Consider the following 18,243-nt stretch of genomic DNA (forward strand, 5'->3'; position numbering starts at 1 on the left):
GGGAACGCATGCTCGACACCGACCGGACGGCTGCCGAGCGGAGAGATGGGGGCGGGACGTTGGTGGACTCCTGGGAATGGGCCCGACAGGTACTGGAGGGCGCGGGTCTCGACCCCGGCCGCCTCGTCGGGCTGCGGCCGCTGAGCGGCGGCACGTACAACGCCGTCGAGGAGCTCCTTCTGACCGACGGCACCCGCTACGTCCTCAAGGTCCCGCCCGCGTCCACCGTTCCCGGCCTGCGTTACGAGCGGGAACTCCTGGTCTCGGAGGCGGAGTTCTACCGCGCCGCCGCCGTGGCCGAGGTCGCGGCACCGCACGTCGTGGCCCTCGGTGAGGACACCGCCGTACCCCATCTGCTGATGACCGCGTGTCCCGGCGAGCCCTGGGACGGCTCGGTGACGGAAGCCGAACGGGCGCAACTGCGCAGGGAGTTGGGCCGCCAGGTGGCCCGGCTGCACACGGTGACCGGGCCGGGCTTCGGCTACCCCTCCGGTGCTCTCGGACCCCTCGCCCCCGACTGGCGGACCGCGTTCACCGCCATGATCGAGGCCATCCTCGACGACGCCCGGGACTACGGAGCACGGCTGCCCCGCTCCGTCGACCAGGTCGCGAGCACCCTGAGGGCCGGCTTCCCCACCCTCGACGAGGTCACGGTGCCGGCCCTGGTCCACTTCGACCTGTGGGACGGCAACATTCTGCTGGACCGCCGGGCGGACGGGGAGCTCCGTATCGGCGGGCTCATCGACGGGGAGCGGATGCTCTGGGGCGACCCCCTCGCCGACTTCGTCTCGCTCGCGCTGCTCGGGGACATCAAGAAGGACGAGGCGTTTCTCGCGGGCTACCGGGAGGAGGGCGGCCGGGCCGAGTTCGACGTGCCGGCCCGGGTGCGTCTGGCCCTGTACCGCGCCTACCTCTACCTGATCATGCTCACCGAGACCGTCCCGCGGGCGGTCGACGACGAGAAGGAACGCTGGGTCCAGTCGGCGGTGGCACCGGAACTCGTCGCCGCCCTGGACGAGATCGAGGCCCTCGCCCGGGTCGCGGGAGCCTGAGCACCGTGAACGGACGCACCGTACGCGATCTCAGACGCGCCAACCGCACTGCCGTACTGCAGCGCCTCTACTTCGACGGCCCCCTCAGCCGCTTCGAACTCGGCCCGGTCACCGGGCTCAGCTCCGGCTCGGTCAGCAACGTCGTCGCCGACCTGGTGGCCGACGGCCTGCTGGAGGAGGCCGGCAGCGTCGACTCCGACGGCGGACGCCCCCGCACCCTGCTGCGGGTGGCGCCCGGCAGCGGCCACATGATCGGCGTCGACGTCGGCGAGACCCGGGTGCGCGTCGAGCTGTTCGACCTGACCCTCACCGAACTCGCCCGCGCCGAAAGGCCGTTGACCCAGCGGAGCTACGACGTCGAGGCCATCGTCGGGCACATCCGCGACGGCATCGCCGAGGTGCTCGCCGGTACCGGGACCGAGCCCGAGGCGCTGCTCGGCGTCGGCATCGGCGTGCCCGGCATCGTCGCCCACACCCCCCGCAGCGGGGCCGTCGTGCACGGACAGACCATCGGCTGGGACGCCGTCCCGCTGGAGGCACTGCTGCGCACCGGCTCCCCGCTGCCCGGCAGCGTCCGGTACTTCATCGACAACGGCGCCAAGACCCTCGGCCAGGCCGAGATGTGGTTCGGCGGCGGCCGCGGTGCCCGCAGCGCCGTCGTGGTCCTCTTCGGCTCCGGCCTCGGCGCCTGTCTGGTGACGCCCGAGGTGGAGCACGGCCGGGCCGTCGAATGGGGGCATCTGACCGTACGGGTCAGGGGGCGCCGCTGCCGCTGCGGTGCCCTCGGCTGCCTGGAGGCCTACGCGGGCGCGGAATCGCTGCTCGAACGCTGGCGCGAAGCGGGCGGCCGCCCGCCCGAGGACGTCGACGAGGAGACCGCGCTGACCGCGATGCTCGCCGCAGCCCACCCGGCCGAGGGCGGCGAGGGCGACCCGGTGGCCCTGGCCGTCCTGGAGGAGACCGCCGAGTACCTGGGCGCGGGCCTGTCCGACCTGATCAACCTCTTCCAGCCCGAGCGGATCATCGTGGGCGGCTGGGCCGGGCTCCAGCTCGGCGCCGGATTCCTGCCCGCCGTACGGCGCCACGCGACGGCGTACGCGCTGCGGTACCCGGCCGAGAAGGTCACCGTCGACCTCGGCCGGCTCGGGCCCGACGCGGTCACCGTCGGCGCGGCCATCCTCCCGCTCGCCGACTTCTTCGCCCGCGGCGGCCGGCGACCCGAACCCGCGCCCGAGGGACCGGCACCGGCCTGGCGGACGGCCCTGGAGGAGCGGGCCCCGCACTGACGTTTCGCCGACCTGCGCGGAGGTACTCGCGCTCCCGCCAGGCACGCGAAGGAGGACGCCGTGGACCACCGTCACGAAGCACCCGGCGAGAACGGTGACCCCGTCCCGCGGGATCTGCCGGACCAGCAGGCGGGCGAGGGCGAGGACCCCTGGGACGCCGCCACCGTCCCGGACGAGAAGCCCGGTGCCGACGACGAGCCCGGGGCCGTCCCCGACACCGACGAGGCGGGCACCGGCCGGCAGGGGGCGACGCGGTCGGACACCGTGCACCCCGAGCACCCGGGAGCCGAGGAGTCCACCGGCTGACGCCCGGGCCGCATGGGCCGCAAGGATTGCTCAGCCGACCTTGCGGCCCTTCATCGGCTCCGTCCGCGCCCCCGCGCCCTGCTGCATCCCGTGCAGGAACTCCTCCAGCACCTCGGTGGCCGTGTGCTCCGGGTGCCAGCCGAGTTCCGTACGCGCACGCGTGCAGTCCATCAGGGGCAGCCGCAGGACCGCGTCGAAAAGATGCGGGGACGCGGGCAGCAGATGCAGGCCCCACGCGGCCGCGATCGCCGAGCGGGCCGCGGGGCGCGGCAGCCGTACCGGGCGGGCGCCGAGCATCTCGCCCAGCAACTCGGCGTCGACCGGCGGCTCACCCGCCAGGTTGAAGGCGCCCCGCACGTCCGAGCGCACTGCCAGGACGTAGGCCTGAGCGGCGTCGTCGGTGTGCAGTGCCTGCACCCGCAGACCGGGAATGTCGGGGAGGAAGGGCAGCAGATCGGGCCGCGCCAGCTGGCCCGGCAGGAAACGGCCGCCGAAGATGCGGCGCTGCTCGCTCGCCGACTCCCGCTTGAAGAGGAACGCCGGACGCATCCGTACGACCCGGACGGCGGGGTGGTCGCGCTCGAAGGTGTCCAGGGCGCGTTCCAGATAGGCCTTCTCCCGGCAGTACGCGGCGTCCGGCCAGCCGTGGGTCGGCCACGACTCGTCCACCGCGTGCTCCTTCGGACCCGGGGAGTAGGCACCCACGGACGACGCGTGCACCAGCGCCGGCACCTTGGCCGCCGCGACCGCCTCGAACACCCGGATAGAGCCGAGGACGTTGGTGCGCCAGGTCGTCGCCGGGTCGTGCGTCGGCTGGAACGCCCACGCCAGATGGACCACCGCGTCGGCGCCCGCGAACTCCTCGGTCAGATCGGTCCGTTCCGATGCGAGGTCGACCGCGGACCACTCGGTCCGCGCGGGCGACCAGTCCGGGATCCGCCGGGCCAGGCCCCGTACGGAGCCGACCTCCGGATCCTCGGAGAGAAGGCGCACCACGCTGGTTCCCACGTTGCCGGTGGCGCCCGTGACCACGATCCTGCTGCCGGTTGAAGTGCTCACGTTCGGCTCCTTCGGGCCGCTGGGGCGGGGAGACGCCCGAGTACCCGCCCTCCGGTGATGCACGCGGTGCACGGCACGGTCCGCGGCCACGAGATGATCAATCCATGAGTGAGATCATCCTGATGTCCGACGCCCGTGTCGCCGCCGTCCCCGTCGAGGAGAATGGCGAACCCCTCGTGGACGTCAGCGCCCACCTGCGCGTCGACGACCGCAAGCACGAGGACTCCCGGGGCGCCGAGGTCCTTCTGCGCCAGGGTGTCCTCGACCGGCTGCTCCGGGCGCAGGCCCTGCTGCCCGACGGCCTGCGCCTGCTCTTCGTCGAGGGGTACCGGCCGCCCGCCCTCCAGCGGCACTATTTCGAGACGTACGCCGACGGACTGCGCGCCGCCCACCCGGACTGGTCCGCCGACCGGATCCGCAGCGCGGCCAGCCGTTACGTCTCCCCGCCCGAGATAGCCCCGCACAGCGCCGGCGCGGCCGTCGATCTCACCCTCACCGACGCCGACGGCCGCGAACCCGACCTGGGCACCGCCATGAACGCCAACCCGGAGGAGAGCGACGGCGCCTGCTACACGGACGCCGCCAACATCACCGAGGAGGCCAAGGCCAACCGGGCCGTGCTCGGCGAGGCGCTGAGCGCGGCGGGCCTCGTCAACTATCCGACCGAGTGGTGGCACTGGTCCTACGGCGACCGCTACTGGGCTCTGCAGACGGGGGCGCCCGCCGCGCTGTACGCGGCGAAGGAACTCGAGAGCCGCTGACGGGACCGACAGCCGCCGCAGCCACCGGCAGAGCATTCGAGCCGTCGGCTCAGGCGAACGCGTTCACGCCCGTGAGTTCCGCCGACAGCGTCCACAGGCGCTCCGCCTGCTCCGGGTCGGTCGCCCACGCCCTGACGCCGCTGGACTCGTCGCCGTCGACTGCGGGCTCGGCGATGTCGCAGTCCTCCAGGTAGACCCCGCCCATCCCGGCCAGCTGGGGCGAGGTCGCCGCCCACACCTGGGTGGCCGCGCCCTGCTCCGGGCTCTTGAAACCCGAGGGGTTGAGCGCGTTGCCCTGCTCGTCGATCCAGCCGCGCTCCACCATCTCCGCCTTGGGCAGGTGGCGCTGCAGCGGGGTGAGGATGCCGCCGGGGTGGAGCGAGAAGGCGCGTACACCGCGGTCGGCGCCGAGCTTGTCGAGGTGGACCGCGAACAGGACGTTCGCCGTCTTGGCCTGACCGTAGGCCTGCCACTTGTCGTAGCCGGTCCGCCAGTGGACGTCGTCCCAGCGCATCCCGGAGAAGTGGTGGGCGCGCGAGGACACCGAGACCACGCGGGCGCCGCCGGGCTCGATCGCCGGCCACAGCCGGTTGACCAGCGCGAAGTGACCGAGGTGGTTGGTCGCGAACTGCGCCTCCCAGCCCGGCCCGACCCGCGTCTCCGGGCAGGCCATGATCCCGGCGTTGTCGATGACGAAGTCGACCGTGCGGCCCGAGTCGAGGAACCGCTCGGCGAAGGCGCGCACGCTGTCCAGGTCGCTGAGATCGAGTTCGTCCAGTTCGACACCGTCGAGGCCGGCCAGGGCCTTCCAGGCGGTGTCGGGACGCCGGGCCGGGACGACGACCCGGGCGCCCGCCTTCGTGAGCGCGCGGGTGGTCTCCAGACCGAGCCCCGAGTAGCCCCCGGTGACGATGGCGAGCTTGCCGGACAGGTCGATGCCCGCGAGAACGTCGTCGGCGGTGCTGTGGGCGCCGAACCCCGAACCGATCTTGTGCTGTGCAGTGCTCATGACGGGAACGCTACGAATTGGAGTGCTCTCGAAGTCAAGCCCACACCCCCGGGGCACCGGGCCGGGACAAAAGGAAGCCCCGACCGGACGGGGGAATCACGGTCGGGGCGGTCTCGCGGTGGGCACGGACGGCGGTCGCCTCTCGGCGAAAGGCTCCACAGGGCTTCAGCCGAACGATCGTCCCTGTGGGCAAAAGGTGAGGCCCGGGGACACTGTCCCGTCCGTACCCACGGTCTGTTCAACGGGCAACGACCCTGTGGTGTTCCGCCGTTCGGGGCGTTGTCGGGTGAGCTGTGTCACCCGTGCCGACCGGTCGGCACGGTCTCGCTCCACAGGTTCTCGGCCTGCAGCAGCAGGCTCCCCAGCACCGTCGCGCCGTCGGCCCGCTGCCCGGCGTGCTCCCGCAGCCCGTCCTGGAGCTGCTCGCGCAGCTCCCGCATCGCCGACTCCGCATGCTCGTCCTGACGGGCCGCGCCGTCGACCGTCAGCAGCCGGTCGCTCTCCGCGTGACAGGCGTCGCCGATCAGCTGCAGGAGGTCGGCGTACGCGTCCAGCACCGCCCCGGAGGGCGGAACGGGGGCGCGGCCGTCGTCGGCGGCCACGGCCAGGGTCCGGGTGAGCGCCCGGATGTGCCCGGTGACACGGCTCCAGCGCTCGTCGTCCTCTTCCGGCGGGACGGACTCGGGAAGCCGCCGTACGGCACGCCGCGGGGCGGCCGTCAGACGCAGGCTCTCCCGGCTCCAGCCACGGGCGGACCGCAGCGCGTCCAGCCGGCGCTCCAGCCGGGCCGAGGCATGCGACCAGCGCTGCGCGTCCCAGTCGCCGTCCCGCAGGTCACCGGCCACGCTGTGCAGCACGTCGCCCGCCTCCCGGGCCAGCGCCGCGAGGTTCTCGCGTACGTCCCGCAGATGGATCGGCGGAAGCACGAACGCGTTCACGGCGACACCGATGACCGCGCCGAGCGCGGCCTGGCCCACCCGGTGGCCGACGGCGTGGACGTCGGCGGCGCCGGTGGCGAGGGTGAACAGCGCGGTGGTGGCGCCGTAGATGCCCTGGTCGCCGAAGCGCGGCCAGTTCGCCAGCAGCATCAGCAGCGGTACGGACAGCGCCACGGCACCCAGCGTGTTCCCGGTGACGGCCAGGGCGAGGGACGCCAGCAGCGCCCCGGCGCAGATCGCCGTGAACTGCCGGACCGCCTGCACCAGCGAGCTGTACACGGTGGCCTGCACCAGCACCACCGCCACCCAGGGCGCCATCAGGGCCATCGGATCGCCCATCCACACGCCCGCCACGAGCCAGGCGAGGATCGCGGCGGCCGAGGCCTTCAGCGACTGCACGAGCAGATCGCGCTCCCGCCCGGGCCCACGGCAGGCGGCACGGGCCGCCCGGCCGACGGCATGTGCCTCCTCCCGTACCGCGTGCGTCGGGCGGGGCTGTCGACGTAGAGCTTCCGTCACACCAGTCATCTGCTGTGGGTTCCGTGCCGTACGGCAGGTCATGCCAAAGGACTGTCCGCAAGGGATGCCAGCAGATGGGCCGGATCGTCGTAGATCGCCTGCGCGCCCGCCTCCACCAGGTCGGCGCGAGGGATGCCGCCGCACAGGACGCCGACGCAGCGCACGCCCGCCCGGGAGCCGGCCCGCATGTCCCAGACGGTGTCACCGACGAAGACCGCGCGCTCCGCGGGCACCCCGGCCAGCTCCAGCGCGTGTTCCACGGGCTCCGGGGCGGGCTTGCCCTCCGCCACGTCGTCGGCGCTCGCGGTGGCCGTGATCGCGTCGTCCGCGGAGATCGCCCGGCGCAGCGCGGACAGCTCCGCCCCGCCCGCCGAGGTGGCGAGCACCACCCGCCAGCCGTCCCGGTCGAGGCGGCGCAGCAGCCGCCCGGCGTCCCGGAGCGCCGGCAGCCGATCGAAGTACTGCCCGTACAGGGCCTTGTGGGCGGCGCTGAGCTCATCGTCCCGGTCCTGGTCGCGGTCGTCGCCGAGGAGATGGGCGACGAGGTCGGCGGAGCCGAGTCCGATGGCCCGGTGCACGGCATGCATCGGCACCCGGTGGCCCGCCTGCCGGAGCGCCTCCCACCACGTCGTCACATGCAGGTGGTTGGTGTCCACCAGAGTGCCGTCGACGTCGAACACAGCCGCGCGTTGCATGAACCGCCCCTTTCCTGTCGTGCCGTCCCCAGTACCACGTCAGACGTTCGCCACTCGGGACGGCACCCGGCCCTCCCGGGACCAGGCCAGCAGCTCCTCCAGACCCCAGGTGGTCACGATCCGCTCGGCGGGCACCCCGCACTCCTCCGCCCGCGCGCACCCGAGGATCTGCCAGTCGAGCTGGCCGGGCGCGTGCGCGTCGGTGTCGACCGAGAACAGCACGCCCGCGTCGACCGCCCGGCGCAGCAGCCGGCGCGGCGGGTCGAGGCGTTCCGGCCGGCTGTTGATCTCCACCGCCGTGCCGGACTCGGCGCACGCGGCGAACACCTCGTCCGCGTCGAACTCCGACTCGGGCCGCCCCCGCCCGGTCAGGAGGCGTCCCGTGCAGTGCCCGAGGACGTTCGCGTGCGGATCGCGTACGGCGGCCACCATGCGCCGGGTCATCGCCCGGGCGTCCATGCGCAGCTTGGAGTGCACGGACACCACCACCACGTCCAGGCGGTCCAGGAGTTCCGGTTCCTGGTCCAGCGAGCCGTCGTCGAGGATGTCGCACTCGATGCCGGTGAGCAGCCGGAACGGCGCCCACGTCTCGTTCAGCGCCGCCACCACGTCCAGCTGGTGCCGCAGCCGCTCCGGGGACAGCCCCCGGGCCACGGTCAGCCGCGGCGAGTGGTCGGTCAGCGCCGCCCACTCATGGCCGAGCTCCGCCGCGGTCCGGCCCATCTCCTCGATCGGGCTGCCGCCGTCCGACCAGTCGGAGTGCAGATGGCAGTCGCCCCGCAGCAGCGCCCGCAGCTTCTCGCCGCCCCGGGCGCGCGGCGCGGCGGACTCACCCTCCAGCTTCTCCAGGTAGCCGGGCACCCCTCCGGCCAGCGCCTCACGCACCACCTGCGCCGTCTTCGGACCGACGCCCTTGAGCGACTCCAGCGACCCTGCCCGCGCGCGCTCGCGCACCTCGTCCGCGGGCAGCTCGGCCAGCACCCGGGCCGCCGTACGGAAGGCACGGACGCGGTACGTCGGTGCCAGGGACCGCTCCAGCAGGAAGGCGATCCGGTCCAGGGCTTCGAGGGGATCCATCGCCACCTCCTCCTCCAGGGTTCCCCACGCCCACCGGGCCCGCACGACGGGCGAGCGGTTTGTCCGGTACGCCGCCGGGTACTGCGATGCCTCGTCGGATGTCACGCGGACCTCGGACCCCGGACGTCCGGCAACCGCCTCGTCGCCCCTGACGACGCCCCCCTTCCCGAGGAGGCCCAGATGTCCGCCCCCACCGCACCCCGCAGCAAGGTGGCCGTGATCACCGGAGCCGACTCCGGCATCGGCAGGGCCACCGCCATCCGGCTGGCCCGGGCGGGGATGGACATCGGCATCACCTGGCACACCGATCTCAAGGGTGCCGAGGAGACCGCCGAGGAGGTCCGCGCCCACGGTCAGCGGGCCGCGGTGGCCCAGATGGACCTCACGCGGCTGCCCGTCGCCGCAGGCACGGTCGACGAGCTGTGCGACCGGCTCGGCCGCCTCGACGTCCTGGTCAACAACGCGGGCACGGGCACCATGACGCCCTTCCTCGACCTGGAGCTCGACACCGTCCGCGAGGTCCTCGACGTCGACCTCGTCGGGCCCTTCCTGTGCGGCCAGCGGGCCGCCCGGCACATGATCCGGCAGGGCTCGGGTGGCCGGATCGTCAACGTGACGTCCGTTCACGAGCACCAGCCGCGGGTCGGCGCCGCCCCCTACTGCGCGGCCAAGGGCGGCCTCGGGCTGCTCACCCAGGTCATGGCCCTGGAACTCGCCGAGCACGGCATCACCGTCAACGCGGTCGCGCCCGGAGAGATCGCCACCCCGATGACCGGCCAGGACGACACCGACGTCCACACCGAGGACCGCCCCGGCGTCCCGCTCGGCCGTCCGGGGGACGCCCGTGAGGTGGCCGCCGTGATCGCCTTCCTCGCCGGCCCCGAGGCCACGTATGTCACCGGCGCGTCCTGGAGTGTCGACGGCGGCATGCTCCGGATGGGCCCGCAGGCCGGCTCACACCTCGGGGACGACGAGTGGCGGCGCCCTTGAGACCGCGGACCAGCACGTGCGACCGCCCCGGGTCCGGCTGTGGCCGGGAGCATTTTGCGCCATCTCCAGGCGGCGGGCACCGACGACGCCGGTCGCCGTCAGTACCTGTACCCCGAGCGGTTCCGCGCCCAGCAGGAGCAGGCCGAGCACAAGCACATGCGGGAGGTGGCCCGCCCTGCCGGGGCATGTCTGACGACCATGCTCCGTGAACACGTCCCCTGAGGCCGCGACGAGCTCACCTTCGCCCATCCGGCAGATGGCCCGAGCTGTCCGAGCAGGGGAGGACCGTCCGCCCCACGCTCACCCGGCTGGGCGAACACGGGGACTTCGGGCGGCCGGCCACCCAGGGAGGGGTCGAGGCGGCGGTCCTCGCGCTGCTCGGCGGTCGACGCGCGCCCCTCATTCCCGGGCATTGCGTTCTACGCTCTATGCATGACCGAAATCGCGAGCCCGCACATCGCCAAGCCGCGGATCATCGTGCTCGGGGTCCAGCCGACCACGCCTCCGTTCCGGATCGTGGAGATCGACGGGGAGGTGGTCGGCGAGGCGAGGGCCGTCACCGACGTCCTGGAGGCGGCCGCCGCCTTCGGCATCACGGTCCACGACCTGGACGACCCGGACGTGGTCCGCTGGGTGGGCGGAGACAAGTTCACCTGGACCCGGCACTGACCCGGTTCAGCCCACGGTCCACTTCTGGTTGGCGCCGCCCGTGCAGGTCCACAGCTGCAGCCGGGTGCCGTTGGCCGAGCTGTTGCCGGTCACGTCGAGGCACTTGTCGGCCTGCGGGTTGACGATGTCGCGTGCCCCCGTGACGGTCCACCGCTGGGCCCCGGAGCCGTTGCAGTCGTAGAGCTGGACCGCGGTCCCGTCCGCGGTGCCGCCGCCCGTCACGTCCAGGCACTTGCCGAGCGCGCGGATCGTGCCGTCCGAGCCGACGGTCCACTGCTGGGCGGCGGTGCCGTTGCAGTCGTAGAGCTGTACGGCGGTCCCGTTCGCGGGGTTCGCCCCGGCGACGTCCACGCACTTGCCGGCCAGGCCCCGGATCGCCGCCCCCGTCGCCGTGTCGCCGGTGGTCACCGACACGTGGTCCACCACGAGCTGCTGAGGAAAGACCGTGGAGCCGTCCGGGTCGCCGGGCCAGTAGCCGCCCACCGCGAGGTTCAGGATCAGGAAGAACGGCTTGTCGAACACCCAGGTGCGGCCGCCCAGGTCGGCGGGCGTGCGGCGCTGGTAGACGTTTCCGTCCACGGACCAGGTGATCGAGTCGGGTGCCCAGTCCACGGCGAAGGTGTGGAAGGCGTCCGCGAACGCCTGGCCGTTCGGCAGGGAGTAGCCGGCGCCTATGCCGCCCGAGCCGGAGTAGCCGGGGCCGTGGATCGTGCCGTGCACGGTCGAGGGCTCGAAGCCGACGTTCTCCATGACGTCGATCTCGCCCGAGTCCGGCCAGTTGACCGGGGTGCCGAGCATCCAGAACGCCGGCCACATGCCCTGCCCCCGCGGGATCCTCATCCGAGCCTCGACGTGCCCGTACTGCGCCGTGAACCTCCCGGAGGTGTTCAGCCGGGCCGACGTGTACTGGCAGGTGCCGTACCAGCACTGGTAGTTCGCCGGGTTCTCGCGCCGGGCCGTGATCACGAGATGGCCCTGGCCGTCGAGAGCGGCGTTCTTGTTGCCCGACGTGTAGTACTGCCTCTCATGGTTGTTGACGTTGTCGCCGGTCTCGATCTGCCACTTCGAGGAGTCGACGGCGGCTCCGGCGGGCCCGTCGAAGGTGTCGGAGAAGGTCACCGCGGCGGCGGTGACGGCGGGTGGGTCCGCCTGGGCGGTACCCGACGAAATGAGGACGGCGGACAGGGCGGCGAGGAGACATCTGCGCAGCAGGCGTGAGGCGGCCACGGCTCTTCCTTCGAGGCGGGGGGTGAAGGTGTCGCCTCTTGATTTAAGGAGTGAGCTAAGGGGCCGTCAATACTTTGGTACAGACCAGGAGTTGAGTCAGGAGGATTCCTTACGCCTTCTTCGCCGACTTGGCGGCAGGCTTCTTGACGGCCGGCCTCTTGACGGTCGGCCTCTTGTGCACCGCCCGGCTCAGCCGCCGTCCCAGCAGCAGATAGCCGATCAGAGCGCCGGCCGTGTTGAGGATGACGTCGTCGATGTCGAACGCCCGCCCCTCCACGAGCGCGCCCTGCGCGAACTCGACCAGCAGCATCACCACGGCCGTCAGCAGCAGGATCCGCAGCAGCCCGCGGGTCTTGGGAGCCAGGATCGGCACCAGGATCCCGAACGGCACGCCCAGCAGGATGTTCCCGCCGATCTGCTTGACGGCGTCCCGCATCTCGGGCTGGTCCAGATACGCCTTGAGGGAGGAGCCGGGATGCAGGTTGGTGTGGGTGAGGTCCACCGAAGCGGGCGAGGGCTCCAGGGTCAGCCGGGCCAGGACGACGGCGAACGCCACCATGAACGCGAAGGCGAACACCATCGCCACGAAACGGACGACGAGGGAGAGCGGATCGCGCCGCGGGCGGGCGGGTTTCGCCGCGCGCTCGGTCTTGGCCGTGCCGGTGTCCGACCCCGCTCGCGAACGTGAGGGCGCCCAGGCCATTAAGTCCTCCACTCTCAACTTCCCCGTGTCGAAAGGCGATTACCCCTGAACGGCCCGAGAATGCCGCCGCGCCCCGACCGGTCCCCGGTTTCCCTTCGTACGGTCGGGGCACTCCGGGCTGAGTACCGCGCGCGTCGCCACCGCACGCCCTCGGGCCGGTGTTTGGATGGCGCGCGACGGACCTGTCCCAGGCCGCGGCGGCGAGGAGGTGGCGCATGAGCGGGCGTACAACACTTCTCGCCACGGCCGAACTCCTCGGCTGGTGGACCGCGCTCGCCGTGCTCTGGCTCGTGTTCGTCAGCACCGTGGACACCCTGGAACTCGCGGTCGGCGCGGGCGCCGCCTGCCTCGGGGCACTCGCCGCCCGGGCCGCCCGACGGGCGGTGACCGGCCGGTGAACGGCTGGATCCTCGCGGCGGCCGGCACCCTCGGCGGGGGAGTGGGCGCCACCGTGTGGGGCGTCGCCACCGGCCCGCTCAGGCGCCGGGTCGTGGCACAGAACCTGTGCACCGCGTTCGCCTGTCCCGCCCTCCTGCTGCTCTCCCAGGGCTACGACCGCCCCTCCTACGTCGATCTCGCCCTGGTCCTGGCCCTGCTGGGCCCGGTCGGCACCCTCGTCTTCGCCCGGCTGCTCGCCGAGGAACTGGCCGAGGACCCGCCGAGCGCCTGGGCCCTGACCTACGCGGCCGCCGCGGTCAGTACGGTGGTCGTCCCCGCGGTGTGCGTGGCCGTCGGGCCGAGCCGGGCCATGGCCAAGCTCCTGGTCGTCGGCGTCCTGCTGATCGGCGGGAACGTCGTCGCCTCACGTGCCCTGTCCGGCGGGTTCCCGGAGGTCCGCCGTGGCTGACGCGGTGATCGTCGTCGCACTGCTGCTGGTCGCCGTCTCCGCGACGGCGGCGGTGGCCGTCCGCGACCCCGTGCGCCAGGCCCTCGTGCTGTCCGTGCTCGGCGTGGTCCTCGCGGTCCTGTTCACCGTGCTCCAGGCACCCGACGTGGCCCTGTCGCAGCTCGCGGTCGGCTCCGCCCTCACCCCGCTGCTGCTCCTGCTCGCGGTCCACAAGGTGAAGCGGCGCGGGCGGAAGGAAGGACGCCACCGGTGAGCCGACGCGTCCGACTGTGGCTCCTGGCGGTGGGCGGCACGGGCCTGGCGACCCTCTTCGCGGCCGCCGCCCTCGACCTGCCCGCCTTCGGCGGCGACCGCCACCCCTACGGCGACCGCGCCGTCCACGCCTCCCTGGCCCGGCACACCGCCAACACCATCGCCTCCGTCAACTTCGACCAGCGCGCCTTCGACACCCTCGGCGAGATGACCATCCTCTTCTCGGCCGTCATCGGCTGCGTGATCCTGCTGCGGCAGACCCGCGACGAACACCGCGACCGCCCCGCCCCCGAGAAGGTGGCCCGCCCGGTCCGCCGCCACGCCCTCCTCGTCCTGCCCGTCGCCCTGCTCACCGGCCTCTACGTGATCGCCCACGGCCAGCTCAGCCCCGGCGGCGGCTTCCAGGGCGGAGTCGTCGCCGCGACCTCCCTGCACCTGCTCTACCTGGGCGCCGACTACCAGGCCCTGGAACGTGTCCGGCCGGTCGGCCTGTACGAGACCGGCGACGCGATCGCGACCTCCGCCTACCTCGTCACCGGCCTCGCCGGACTGATCGGCGGTACGGCCTTCCTCGCCAACACCGTGCTGCCGTACGGCACGTTCAACACGCTGTCCTCCGGCGGCACCGTCCCCCTGCTGAACGCGGCCGTCGGCATGGAGGTCGCCTGCGCGGTCGTCGTCCTGCTCGCCCGCTTCCTGGACCAGGCCGTCGAGATCGAGGAGGGGAACGGGAAGTGATGGACGTCTTTCCCTATCTGGTGGCCGGATGGGTCTTCCTGGCCGGCTGCTACGGCCTCGCCACCAGCCGCAACCTGATCCACGCCGTCGGCTGCCTTTCCGTGTGCCAGGCCGGCACCTACGTCCTGCTGCTCACGGTCGGCTACCGCGACGGCGCCACCGCCCCCGTCTTCTCCGACCTGGAACCCGGCTCGCGCCCGGTCGTCGACCCGGTCGTGCAGGCCCTGACGCTGACCGACGTCGTCGTCGGCGCCACCGTCACCGCCCTGCTGCTCGCCCTCGTCGTGCAGATCTCCAAACGGCACGGCACCGTCGACCCCGACGAACTCTCCGAGCTGCGCGGCTGATGGACGCCCTGCTGCCCCTGCTGGTGGCCGTACCGCTGCTGGGCGCCGCCCTGCTGGTCGCCGGCGGCCGCCTGGTGCCCCGGCCCGTCGCGGAGACCGTCGGCTGCGCGGTCTCCGCGGGCACGGCCGCCCTCGCCCTCGTCCTCCTGCTGAAGTCCTCCCCGCCCTTCCTGGAGTGGGCCGGCGGCTGGACCCCCGTGGAGGGGCAGAGCGTCGGCATCGTCCTGATCGGCGACGGGCCCGGCCTCGGCATGGCCGCGCTGGCCTCCCTGCTCACCCTGGCGGCACTGGCGTACTCCTGGCGCTACTTCGACGAACCGCCGCGCGGTCACGCCGGTTCCTTCCCCGCGCTCCTGCTGCTCTTCCAGGGCGGCATGTGCGGGTTCGCGATCGCGGGCGACCTGTTCAACGCGTTCGTGTGGTTCGAGCTGATGAGCGTCGTGGCGTACGCCCTGACCGGGCACCGGGTCGAGGAGGCCCGGGCCGTGCAGGGCGCGCTGACCTTCGCGGTCGTCACCTCGCTCGGCGCCTACGCCATGCTCATGGGCATCGGACTGCTGTACGCGCGCACCGGCGAGCTGGGTATGCACAAGATCGGCCGGGGACTGGACGCGCACGGCCGCCCCGATGCCCTGGTCCTCGCCGCGTTCGTCCTGGTCATGACCGGACTGCTGGTCAAGGCGGCCGCCGTCCCCTTCCACTTCTGGCTGCCCGACGCGCACGCCGTCGCCCCCACCCCGGTGTGCATGCTGCTGTCGGGTGTCATGGTCGAACTCGGCGCCTTCGGCGTCTGGCGCGTCTACGGCACGGTCTTCTCCGGACCCGGCGGCGTCCCGGCCCCCGAGTTCGAGCGGGCCCTCGTGGCGCTGGGCGCGCTGACGGCCGTGATCGGCGCGGTGATGTGCTGGTACCAGCGGCACATCAAACGGCTGCTGGCCTACTCCACGGTCGCCCACACCGGGCTCTTCCTCGTCGGCATCGGCGTCCTGAAGCCCGAGGCCGACGACGGGATCGCCCTGTACGTCCTCGGCCACGCCGGAGTGAAGGCGGCCCTGTTCGCGTGCACCGGCATCCTCCTCGACCGCTACGGCAGCGTCGACGAGCACGCCCTGCACGGCAGGGCCCGCGAACTGAAGGGCGTCGGCGTGCTGTTCGTCCTGGGAGCCCTCGGTCTGGCGGGCCTGCCACCGTTCGGCACGGCACTCGGCAAGTCGGTGACGGAGGAGGCCGTGGGAGGCCCGCTCACGGTGCTGTACGTGGCGGCGAGCGCGGTGACCGCCGCGGCCGTGCTGCGGGTCGCCGCCCGGGTGTTCCTGGGCCTGGGCCCCAGGCCCGAGGTCGGTTCGGGGTACGAGACCACCGGCTCCGGCGAACGGCCCGAGACCCGGCACCGGCTCAGCCGGATTCCGGACACCATGACCGCGGTGCCCGCCGTGCTGCTCGCCGGAGCCGTCACCGTCGGCGTGGCCCCCGGTTTCGCGAAGGTGGTCGCGCACTCCGTGAACGAGACCGGGTCCGCGGGCGTGTTCACCTCCGTCCACTGGACCCCGGCCGGGGCCCTGCTGGGCCTGGTCTCGACCCTCCTGGCCGGGGTCCTCGCCCTCCTCGCCGTCATCCGCCCGCAGCCGTTCGCCGCACCGGACCGGGCGCTGTGGCTGCGGCGCCTGCAGTCCGGGCACGTCGGCGACTACGTGGCCTGGGTACTGGTCGGCACCACCGTGCTCGGTGCCCTCACCCTGCCGGGCATGCTCGGCGGCTGATCAGGTGCCGTAGGTGACCTCGACCTTCTTGAAGCCGAGCGAGTTCAGCAGTCCCTTGAGCATGTTGGTGGTGTTGGTCTCGGCCCGTTTGGTCAGCTCGCTCTCCTTCGCCGCCTCGGTGATGTGCTTCACCGCGAGCTTCTGCACGGCCTGTTCGCCGTTGGGGTTGTCGGAGAAGAAGTCGCCGAGCCGGTCGAGCAGACCGCGCTGCTTGGAGACCGCGTAGGAGCGGTCGGCGTCCAGGGTGGCCTTGCCGAGCTGGGCGTGCGGCAGGTGGAGGGTGGCGGCCGTGCGGTCCTCGTTGACCGTCACGTCGTTCTTGGCGACCTTGCCGAGGTCGACGTAGGCGTCCACGGCGCCTGCCCCGACATACAGGGTGCGGGAGCCGCGGATCGCGTCGGGCAGGTACTTGGTGTCCTTCTCCAGGTCCACGACGACCTGGAAATTGCCGGAGGCGGCGTCGTAACGGCTGATGTCCTGGATGGACTCCAGAAGTGCGGGACCCGAACGGTCGTGGGTCTCCGTGCCGAACAGGTCCTTGAGGCCAGGGAGCACACTGAACCGGATCCCGGCGAAGAACACCACGAGCACCACCACGACGGCGGTCAGTATCTTCGCCCAGCCGGGCATGCGCCTGGACACGCGCCTGATGGGAGTCGTCATGCGACGGCCCTCCTTCCTACTGCACGGATGCCCAGGGATGACCCCCAAAAGCCCTGCGGGACCGTCTTGTTGGCCGATTGGGACACTGCCGGGACACAGCGGGGCGCACTAGCGTGGAGAACTCCGCGTACCGGCGTGTCTGGAGACCCGGATGACCACAGACAGCACGTCCCGCACCCTTCGTCCCATGCACCGCATCCCCCTGCCCGAGAACGGCCCGCCCCGGCTCACCACCCTGGCCACCGGCACCCCGGTGTGGCTCGTGACCCGCTACGCCGACGTGCGCCAGGTGCTCATGGACCCCCGCTTCAACAGGAAGTCGCTCCACGAGGAGGACGCCCCGCCGCTGCTCCTCGTACCGAACCTGCTGGACTCCCCGGACGGCCTCATCAACCAGGACGGCCCGCCCCACCAGCTGCTGCGCGGCACGGTCCAGCGGGCCTTCACCCCGCGCGCGATCGCCCGCTGGCGGCCCTGGACCGCCTCCGTGGTGGAGACCCTCCTCGACGACCTCGCGGGGCAGCCGCGACCCGCCGACATCGTCGAGGGGTTCACCCGCCGGCTGCCGGTGTCGGTGATCTCCCGGCTGATGGGCCTGGAACACGCCGACTGGGAGCGCATCCGCGACTGGGCCGACCACGCCCTGTCCGGCGGCGCGCACACCGCCGAGGAAGTCGGAGCGGCCATGCGGGAGTTCGGCCTGTTCTGTGCGGAACTGGTCGCCGAGCGGCGCAAGGAGCCGGGCGACGACCTGGTGAGCGCCCTGGTCGTCGCCGGCGACGGCCTCGGGATCGAGGAGTCGCGGCTGGTCATCCTGGTCCTGGGCCTGGTCGTCGCCGGACACGAGACGACCATGACCGCCCTCGGGAACATCGTCGTCCACCTCCTCACCGACGGGCGGCATGCCTGGCCCGGTCTCGCCGAGAGCCAGGAGTCGGCCGAGACCGCCGTCGAACAGCTCCTGCGCACGATCCCGCTGAGCGAGGGCAGGGTGCTGCCCGGGCTGATCCGCCGGGCCGTCGAGGACGTCGAGGTCGGCGGGGTGACGATCCCGGCGGGGGCCGTGGTCGCCGTCCAGACCAACGCGGCGAACCGGGACCCGGACGTCTTCCCGCAGCCCGACGAGACCGATCTCTTCGCCCCGCTGACCACACCGAGCGTGGTTTTCGGCGCCGGCCCCCACCACTGCCTGGGCGCGTGGCTGGCCCGCCTGGAGCTGGGGCTGGCCCTGCACCGGCTGGCGGTCCGGTTCCCTGGACTGCGGGCCGAGTTCACGCCGGAGACGATCGAGTGGCGGGAGGGGCAGATGACACGGGGGCCGCGGCGGCTGCCGGTGTCGTGGTGA

General features: G+C 72.6%; 22 protein-coding genes. 14 read left to right on the top strand and 8 right to left on the bottom strand.

The genetic code is table 11. The features are described from left to right. The first annotated feature begins 8 nt into the window (after positions 1–8). From ACIBJB_RS10275 to ACIBJB_RS10285, 3 genes are read left to right on the top strand one after another with little or no spacing between them, the layout of a single operon-like run. Entirely contained in the window at positions 9–1,052 is a 1,044-nt protein-coding gene (locus ACIBJB_RS10275) for a phosphotransferase family protein (RefSeq protein ID WP_398928619.1), read from the top strand. Then, a complete protein-coding gene (locus ACIBJB_RS10280; protein ID WP_398929816.1) occupies positions 1,049–2,338 on the top strand; it encodes an ROK family protein in 1,290 nt (429 codons plus the stop codon). Before ACIBJB_RS10275 ends, ACIBJB_RS10280 begins: the two co-directional genes overlap by 4 nt. Positions 2,339–2,398: 60 nt before the next feature. Further along, a complete protein-coding gene (locus tag ACIBJB_RS10285; RefSeq protein WP_398928621.1) occupies positions 2,399–2,644 on the top strand; it encodes a hypothetical protein in 246 nt (81 codons plus the stop codon). Between the two features lie 30 nt (positions 2,645–2,674). Here ACIBJB_RS10285 and ACIBJB_RS10290 read toward each other — a convergent pair whose 3' ends face one another. Next, positions 2,675–3,703, bottom strand: a complete 1,029-nt coding sequence (locus tag ACIBJB_RS10290) for an SDR family oxidoreductase (RefSeq protein WP_398928623.1) — start codon at positions 3,701–3,703, stop codon at positions 2,675–2,677. A gap of 104 nt (positions 3,704–3,807) precedes the next feature. On the opposite strand from ACIBJB_RS10290, the gene ACIBJB_RS10295 reads away from it, so the two are divergent. Next, positions 3,808–4,464, top strand: coding sequence for a M15 family metallopeptidase (locus tag ACIBJB_RS10295; protein WP_398928625.1), 657 nt, complete (start codon positions 3,808–3,810; stop codon positions 4,462–4,464). 49 nt (positions 4,465–4,513) lie between these two features. Here the strand turns inward: ACIBJB_RS10295 and ACIBJB_RS10300 are convergent, their stop codons facing one another. The 4 genes from ACIBJB_RS10300 to ACIBJB_RS10315 form a co-directional block, all read right to left on the bottom strand. Further along, entirely contained in the window at positions 4,514–5,473 is a 960-nt protein-coding gene (locus ACIBJB_RS10300) for an SDR family NAD(P)-dependent oxidoreductase (RefSeq protein WP_398928627.1), read from the bottom strand. A gap of 296 nt (positions 5,474–5,769) precedes the next feature. Further along, entirely contained in the window at positions 5,770–6,939 is a 1,170-nt protein-coding gene (locus tag ACIBJB_RS10305) for an aromatic acid exporter family protein (RefSeq protein WP_398928629.1), read from the bottom strand. A gap of 29 nt (positions 6,940–6,968) precedes the next feature. Beyond that, complete coding sequence (locus tag ACIBJB_RS10310) at positions 6,969–7,625, bottom strand: HAD family hydrolase (protein WP_398928631.1); 657 nt, start codon at positions 7,623–7,625, stop codon at positions 6,969–6,971. A 39-nt stretch (positions 7,626–7,664) separates the two neighbouring features. Then, positions 7,665–8,702, bottom strand: a complete 1,038-nt coding sequence (locus ACIBJB_RS10315) for a PHP domain-containing protein (RefSeq protein ID WP_398928633.1) — start codon at positions 8,700–8,702, stop codon at positions 7,665–7,667. Positions 8,703–8,882: 180 nt separating this feature from the next. On the opposite strand from ACIBJB_RS10315, the gene ACIBJB_RS10320 reads away from it, so the two are divergent. The 3 genes from ACIBJB_RS10320 to ACIBJB_RS10330 all read left to right on the top strand — a co-directional run bounded on the left by ACIBJB_RS10320 (position 8,883) and on the right by ACIBJB_RS10330 (position 10,361). Then, positions 8,883–9,692 (top strand): SDR family oxidoreductase, encoded by an 810-nt coding sequence (locus ACIBJB_RS10320; protein WP_398928636.1) that lies wholly within the window; start codon positions 8,883–8,885, stop codon positions 9,690–9,692. A 39-nt stretch (positions 9,693–9,731) separates the two neighbouring features. Next, positions 9,732–9,914 carry a hypothetical protein gene (locus ACIBJB_RS10325; RefSeq protein ID WP_398928639.1) on the top strand — a complete coding sequence of 61 codons (183 nt, stop codon included), beginning with the start codon at positions 9,732–9,734 and terminating at the stop codon, positions 9,912–9,914. 210 nt (positions 9,915–10,124) lie between these two features. Continuing rightward, complete coding sequence (locus ACIBJB_RS10330; protein ID WP_398928641.1) at positions 10,125–10,361, top strand: hypothetical protein; 237 nt, start codon at positions 10,125–10,127, stop codon at positions 10,359–10,361. 6 nt (positions 10,362–10,367) lie between these two features. On the opposite strand, the gene ACIBJB_RS10335 is transcribed toward ACIBJB_RS10330, so the two are convergent. Further along, positions 10,368–11,588 (bottom strand): RICIN domain-containing protein, encoded by a 1,221-nt coding sequence (locus ACIBJB_RS10335; protein ID WP_398928643.1) that lies wholly within the window; start codon positions 11,586–11,588, stop codon positions 10,368–10,370. Positions 11,589–11,697: 109 nt separating this feature from the next. Then, the gene (locus tag ACIBJB_RS10340) at positions 11,698–12,291 is read right to left on the bottom strand and encodes a VanZ family protein (protein WP_398928646.1); all 594 of its coding nucleotides are present in this window, start codon (positions 12,289–12,291) and stop codon (positions 11,698–11,700) included. A gap of 215 nt (positions 12,292–12,506) precedes the next feature. Here ACIBJB_RS10340 and ACIBJB_RS10345 point away from each other — a divergent pair, with 215 nt between their 5' ends. The 6 genes from ACIBJB_RS10345 to ACIBJB_RS10370 are packed head-to-tail and all read left to right on the top strand — an operon-like array spanning position 12,507 to position 16,235. After that, positions 12,507–12,689, top strand: a complete 183-nt coding sequence (locus ACIBJB_RS10345) for a hypothetical protein (protein WP_398928649.1) — start codon at positions 12,507–12,509, stop codon at positions 12,687–12,689. Next, positions 12,686–13,138 carry a monovalent cation/H+ antiporter complex subunit F gene (locus ACIBJB_RS10350; protein WP_398928651.1) on the top strand — a complete coding sequence of 151 codons (453 nt, stop codon included), beginning with the start codon at positions 12,686–12,688 and terminating at the stop codon, positions 13,136–13,138. The genes ACIBJB_RS10345 and ACIBJB_RS10350 overlap by 4 nt, the downstream gene beginning before the upstream one ends. Next, the gene (locus ACIBJB_RS10355; RefSeq protein WP_280860863.1) at positions 13,131–13,391 is read left to right on the top strand and encodes a hydrogenase subunit MbhD domain-containing protein; all 261 of its coding nucleotides are present in this window, start codon (positions 13,131–13,133) and stop codon (positions 13,389–13,391) included. Before ACIBJB_RS10350 ends, ACIBJB_RS10355 begins: the two co-directional genes overlap by 8 nt. After that, positions 13,388–14,128: an MnhB domain-containing protein gene (locus ACIBJB_RS10360; RefSeq protein WP_398928653.1), complete on the top strand. Its 741-nt coding sequence runs from the start codon at positions 13,388–13,390 to the stop codon at positions 14,126–14,128. Before ACIBJB_RS10355 ends, ACIBJB_RS10360 begins: the two co-directional genes overlap by 4 nt. Next, positions 14,128–14,475 (top strand): sodium:proton antiporter, encoded by a 348-nt coding sequence (locus ACIBJB_RS10365; RefSeq protein ID WP_398928655.1) that lies wholly within the window; start codon positions 14,128–14,130, stop codon positions 14,473–14,475. The genes ACIBJB_RS10360 and ACIBJB_RS10365 overlap by 1 nt, the downstream gene beginning before the upstream one ends. Then, positions 14,475–16,235, top strand: a complete 1,761-nt coding sequence (locus ACIBJB_RS10370; RefSeq protein WP_398928657.1) for a complex I subunit 5 family protein — start codon at positions 14,475–14,477, stop codon at positions 16,233–16,235. The genes ACIBJB_RS10365 and ACIBJB_RS10370 overlap by 1 nt, the downstream gene beginning before the upstream one ends. Here the strand turns inward: ACIBJB_RS10370 and ACIBJB_RS10375 are convergent, their stop codons facing one another. After that, positions 16,236–16,898 (bottom strand): DUF4230 domain-containing protein, encoded by a 663-nt coding sequence (locus tag ACIBJB_RS10375; protein ID WP_398928660.1) that lies wholly within the window; start codon positions 16,896–16,898, stop codon positions 16,236–16,238. 151 nt (positions 16,899–17,049) lie between these two features. On the opposite strand from ACIBJB_RS10375, the gene ACIBJB_RS10380 reads away from it, so the two are divergent. Then, complete coding sequence (locus ACIBJB_RS10380; protein WP_398928662.1) at positions 17,050–18,243, top strand: cytochrome P450; 1,194 nt, start codon at positions 17,050–17,052, stop codon at positions 18,241–18,243.

The organism is Streptomyces sp. NPDC050759 (assembly GCF_044456945.1).
Lineage (GTDB): Bacteria > Actinomycetota > Actinomycetes > Streptomycetales > Streptomycetaceae > Streptomyces.

What these genes read in the sequence shown, in the direction of transcription:
- ACIBJB_RS10345 (WP_398928649.1), top strand. Translation starts at nt 12,507, where the DNA reads ATGAGCGGGCGTACAACACTTCTCGCCACGGCCGAACTCCTCGGCTGG.
- ACIBJB_RS10365 (WP_398928655.1), top strand. Translation starts at nt 14,128, where the DNA reads ATGGACGTCTTTCCCTATCTGGTGGCCGGATGGGTCTTCCTGGCCGGC.
- ACIBJB_RS10275 (WP_398928619.1), top strand. Translation starts at nt 9, where the DNA reads ATGCTCGACACCGACCGGACGGCTGCCGAGCGGAGAGATGGGGGCGGG.
- ACIBJB_RS10375 (WP_398928660.1), bottom strand. Translation starts at nt 16,898, where the DNA reads ATGACGACTCCCATCAGGCGCGTGTCCAGGCGCATGCCCGGCTGGGCG.
- ACIBJB_RS10300 (WP_398928627.1), bottom strand. Translation starts at nt 5,473, where the DNA reads ATGAGCACTGCACAGCACAAGATCGGTTCGGGGTTCGGCGCCCACAGC.
- ACIBJB_RS10320 (WP_398928636.1), top strand. Translation starts at nt 8,883, where the DNA reads ATGTCCGCCCCCACCGCACCCCGCAGCAAGGTGGCCGTGATCACCGGA.
- ACIBJB_RS10315 (WP_398928633.1), bottom strand. Translation starts at nt 8,702, where the DNA reads ATGGATCCCCTCGAAGCCCTGGACCGGATCGCCTTCCTGCTGGAGCGG.
- ACIBJB_RS10370 (WP_398928657.1), top strand. Translation starts at nt 14,475, where the DNA reads ATGGACGCCCTGCTGCCCCTGCTGGTGGCCGTACCGCTGCTGGGCGCC.
- ACIBJB_RS10330 (WP_398928641.1), top strand. Translation starts at nt 10,125, where the DNA reads ATGACCGAAATCGCGAGCCCGCACATCGCCAAGCCGCGGATCATCGTG.
- ACIBJB_RS10295 (WP_398928625.1), top strand. Translation starts at nt 3,808, where the DNA reads ATGAGTGAGATCATCCTGATGTCCGACGCCCGTGTCGCCGCCGTCCCC.
- ACIBJB_RS10305 (WP_398928629.1), bottom strand. Translation starts at nt 6,939, where the DNA reads ATGACTGGTGTGACGGAAGCTCTACGTCGACAGCCCCGCCCGACGCAC.
- ACIBJB_RS10380 (WP_398928662.1), top strand. Translation starts at nt 17,050, where the DNA reads ATGACCACAGACAGCACGTCCCGCACCCTTCGTCCCATGCACCGCATC.
- ACIBJB_RS10310 (WP_398928631.1), bottom strand. Translation starts at nt 7,625, where the DNA reads ATGCAACGCGCGGCTGTGTTCGACGTCGACGGCACTCTGGTGGACACC.
- ACIBJB_RS10340 (WP_398928646.1), bottom strand. Translation starts at nt 12,291, where the DNA reads ATGGCCTGGGCGCCCTCACGTTCGCGAGCGGGGTCGGACACCGGCACG.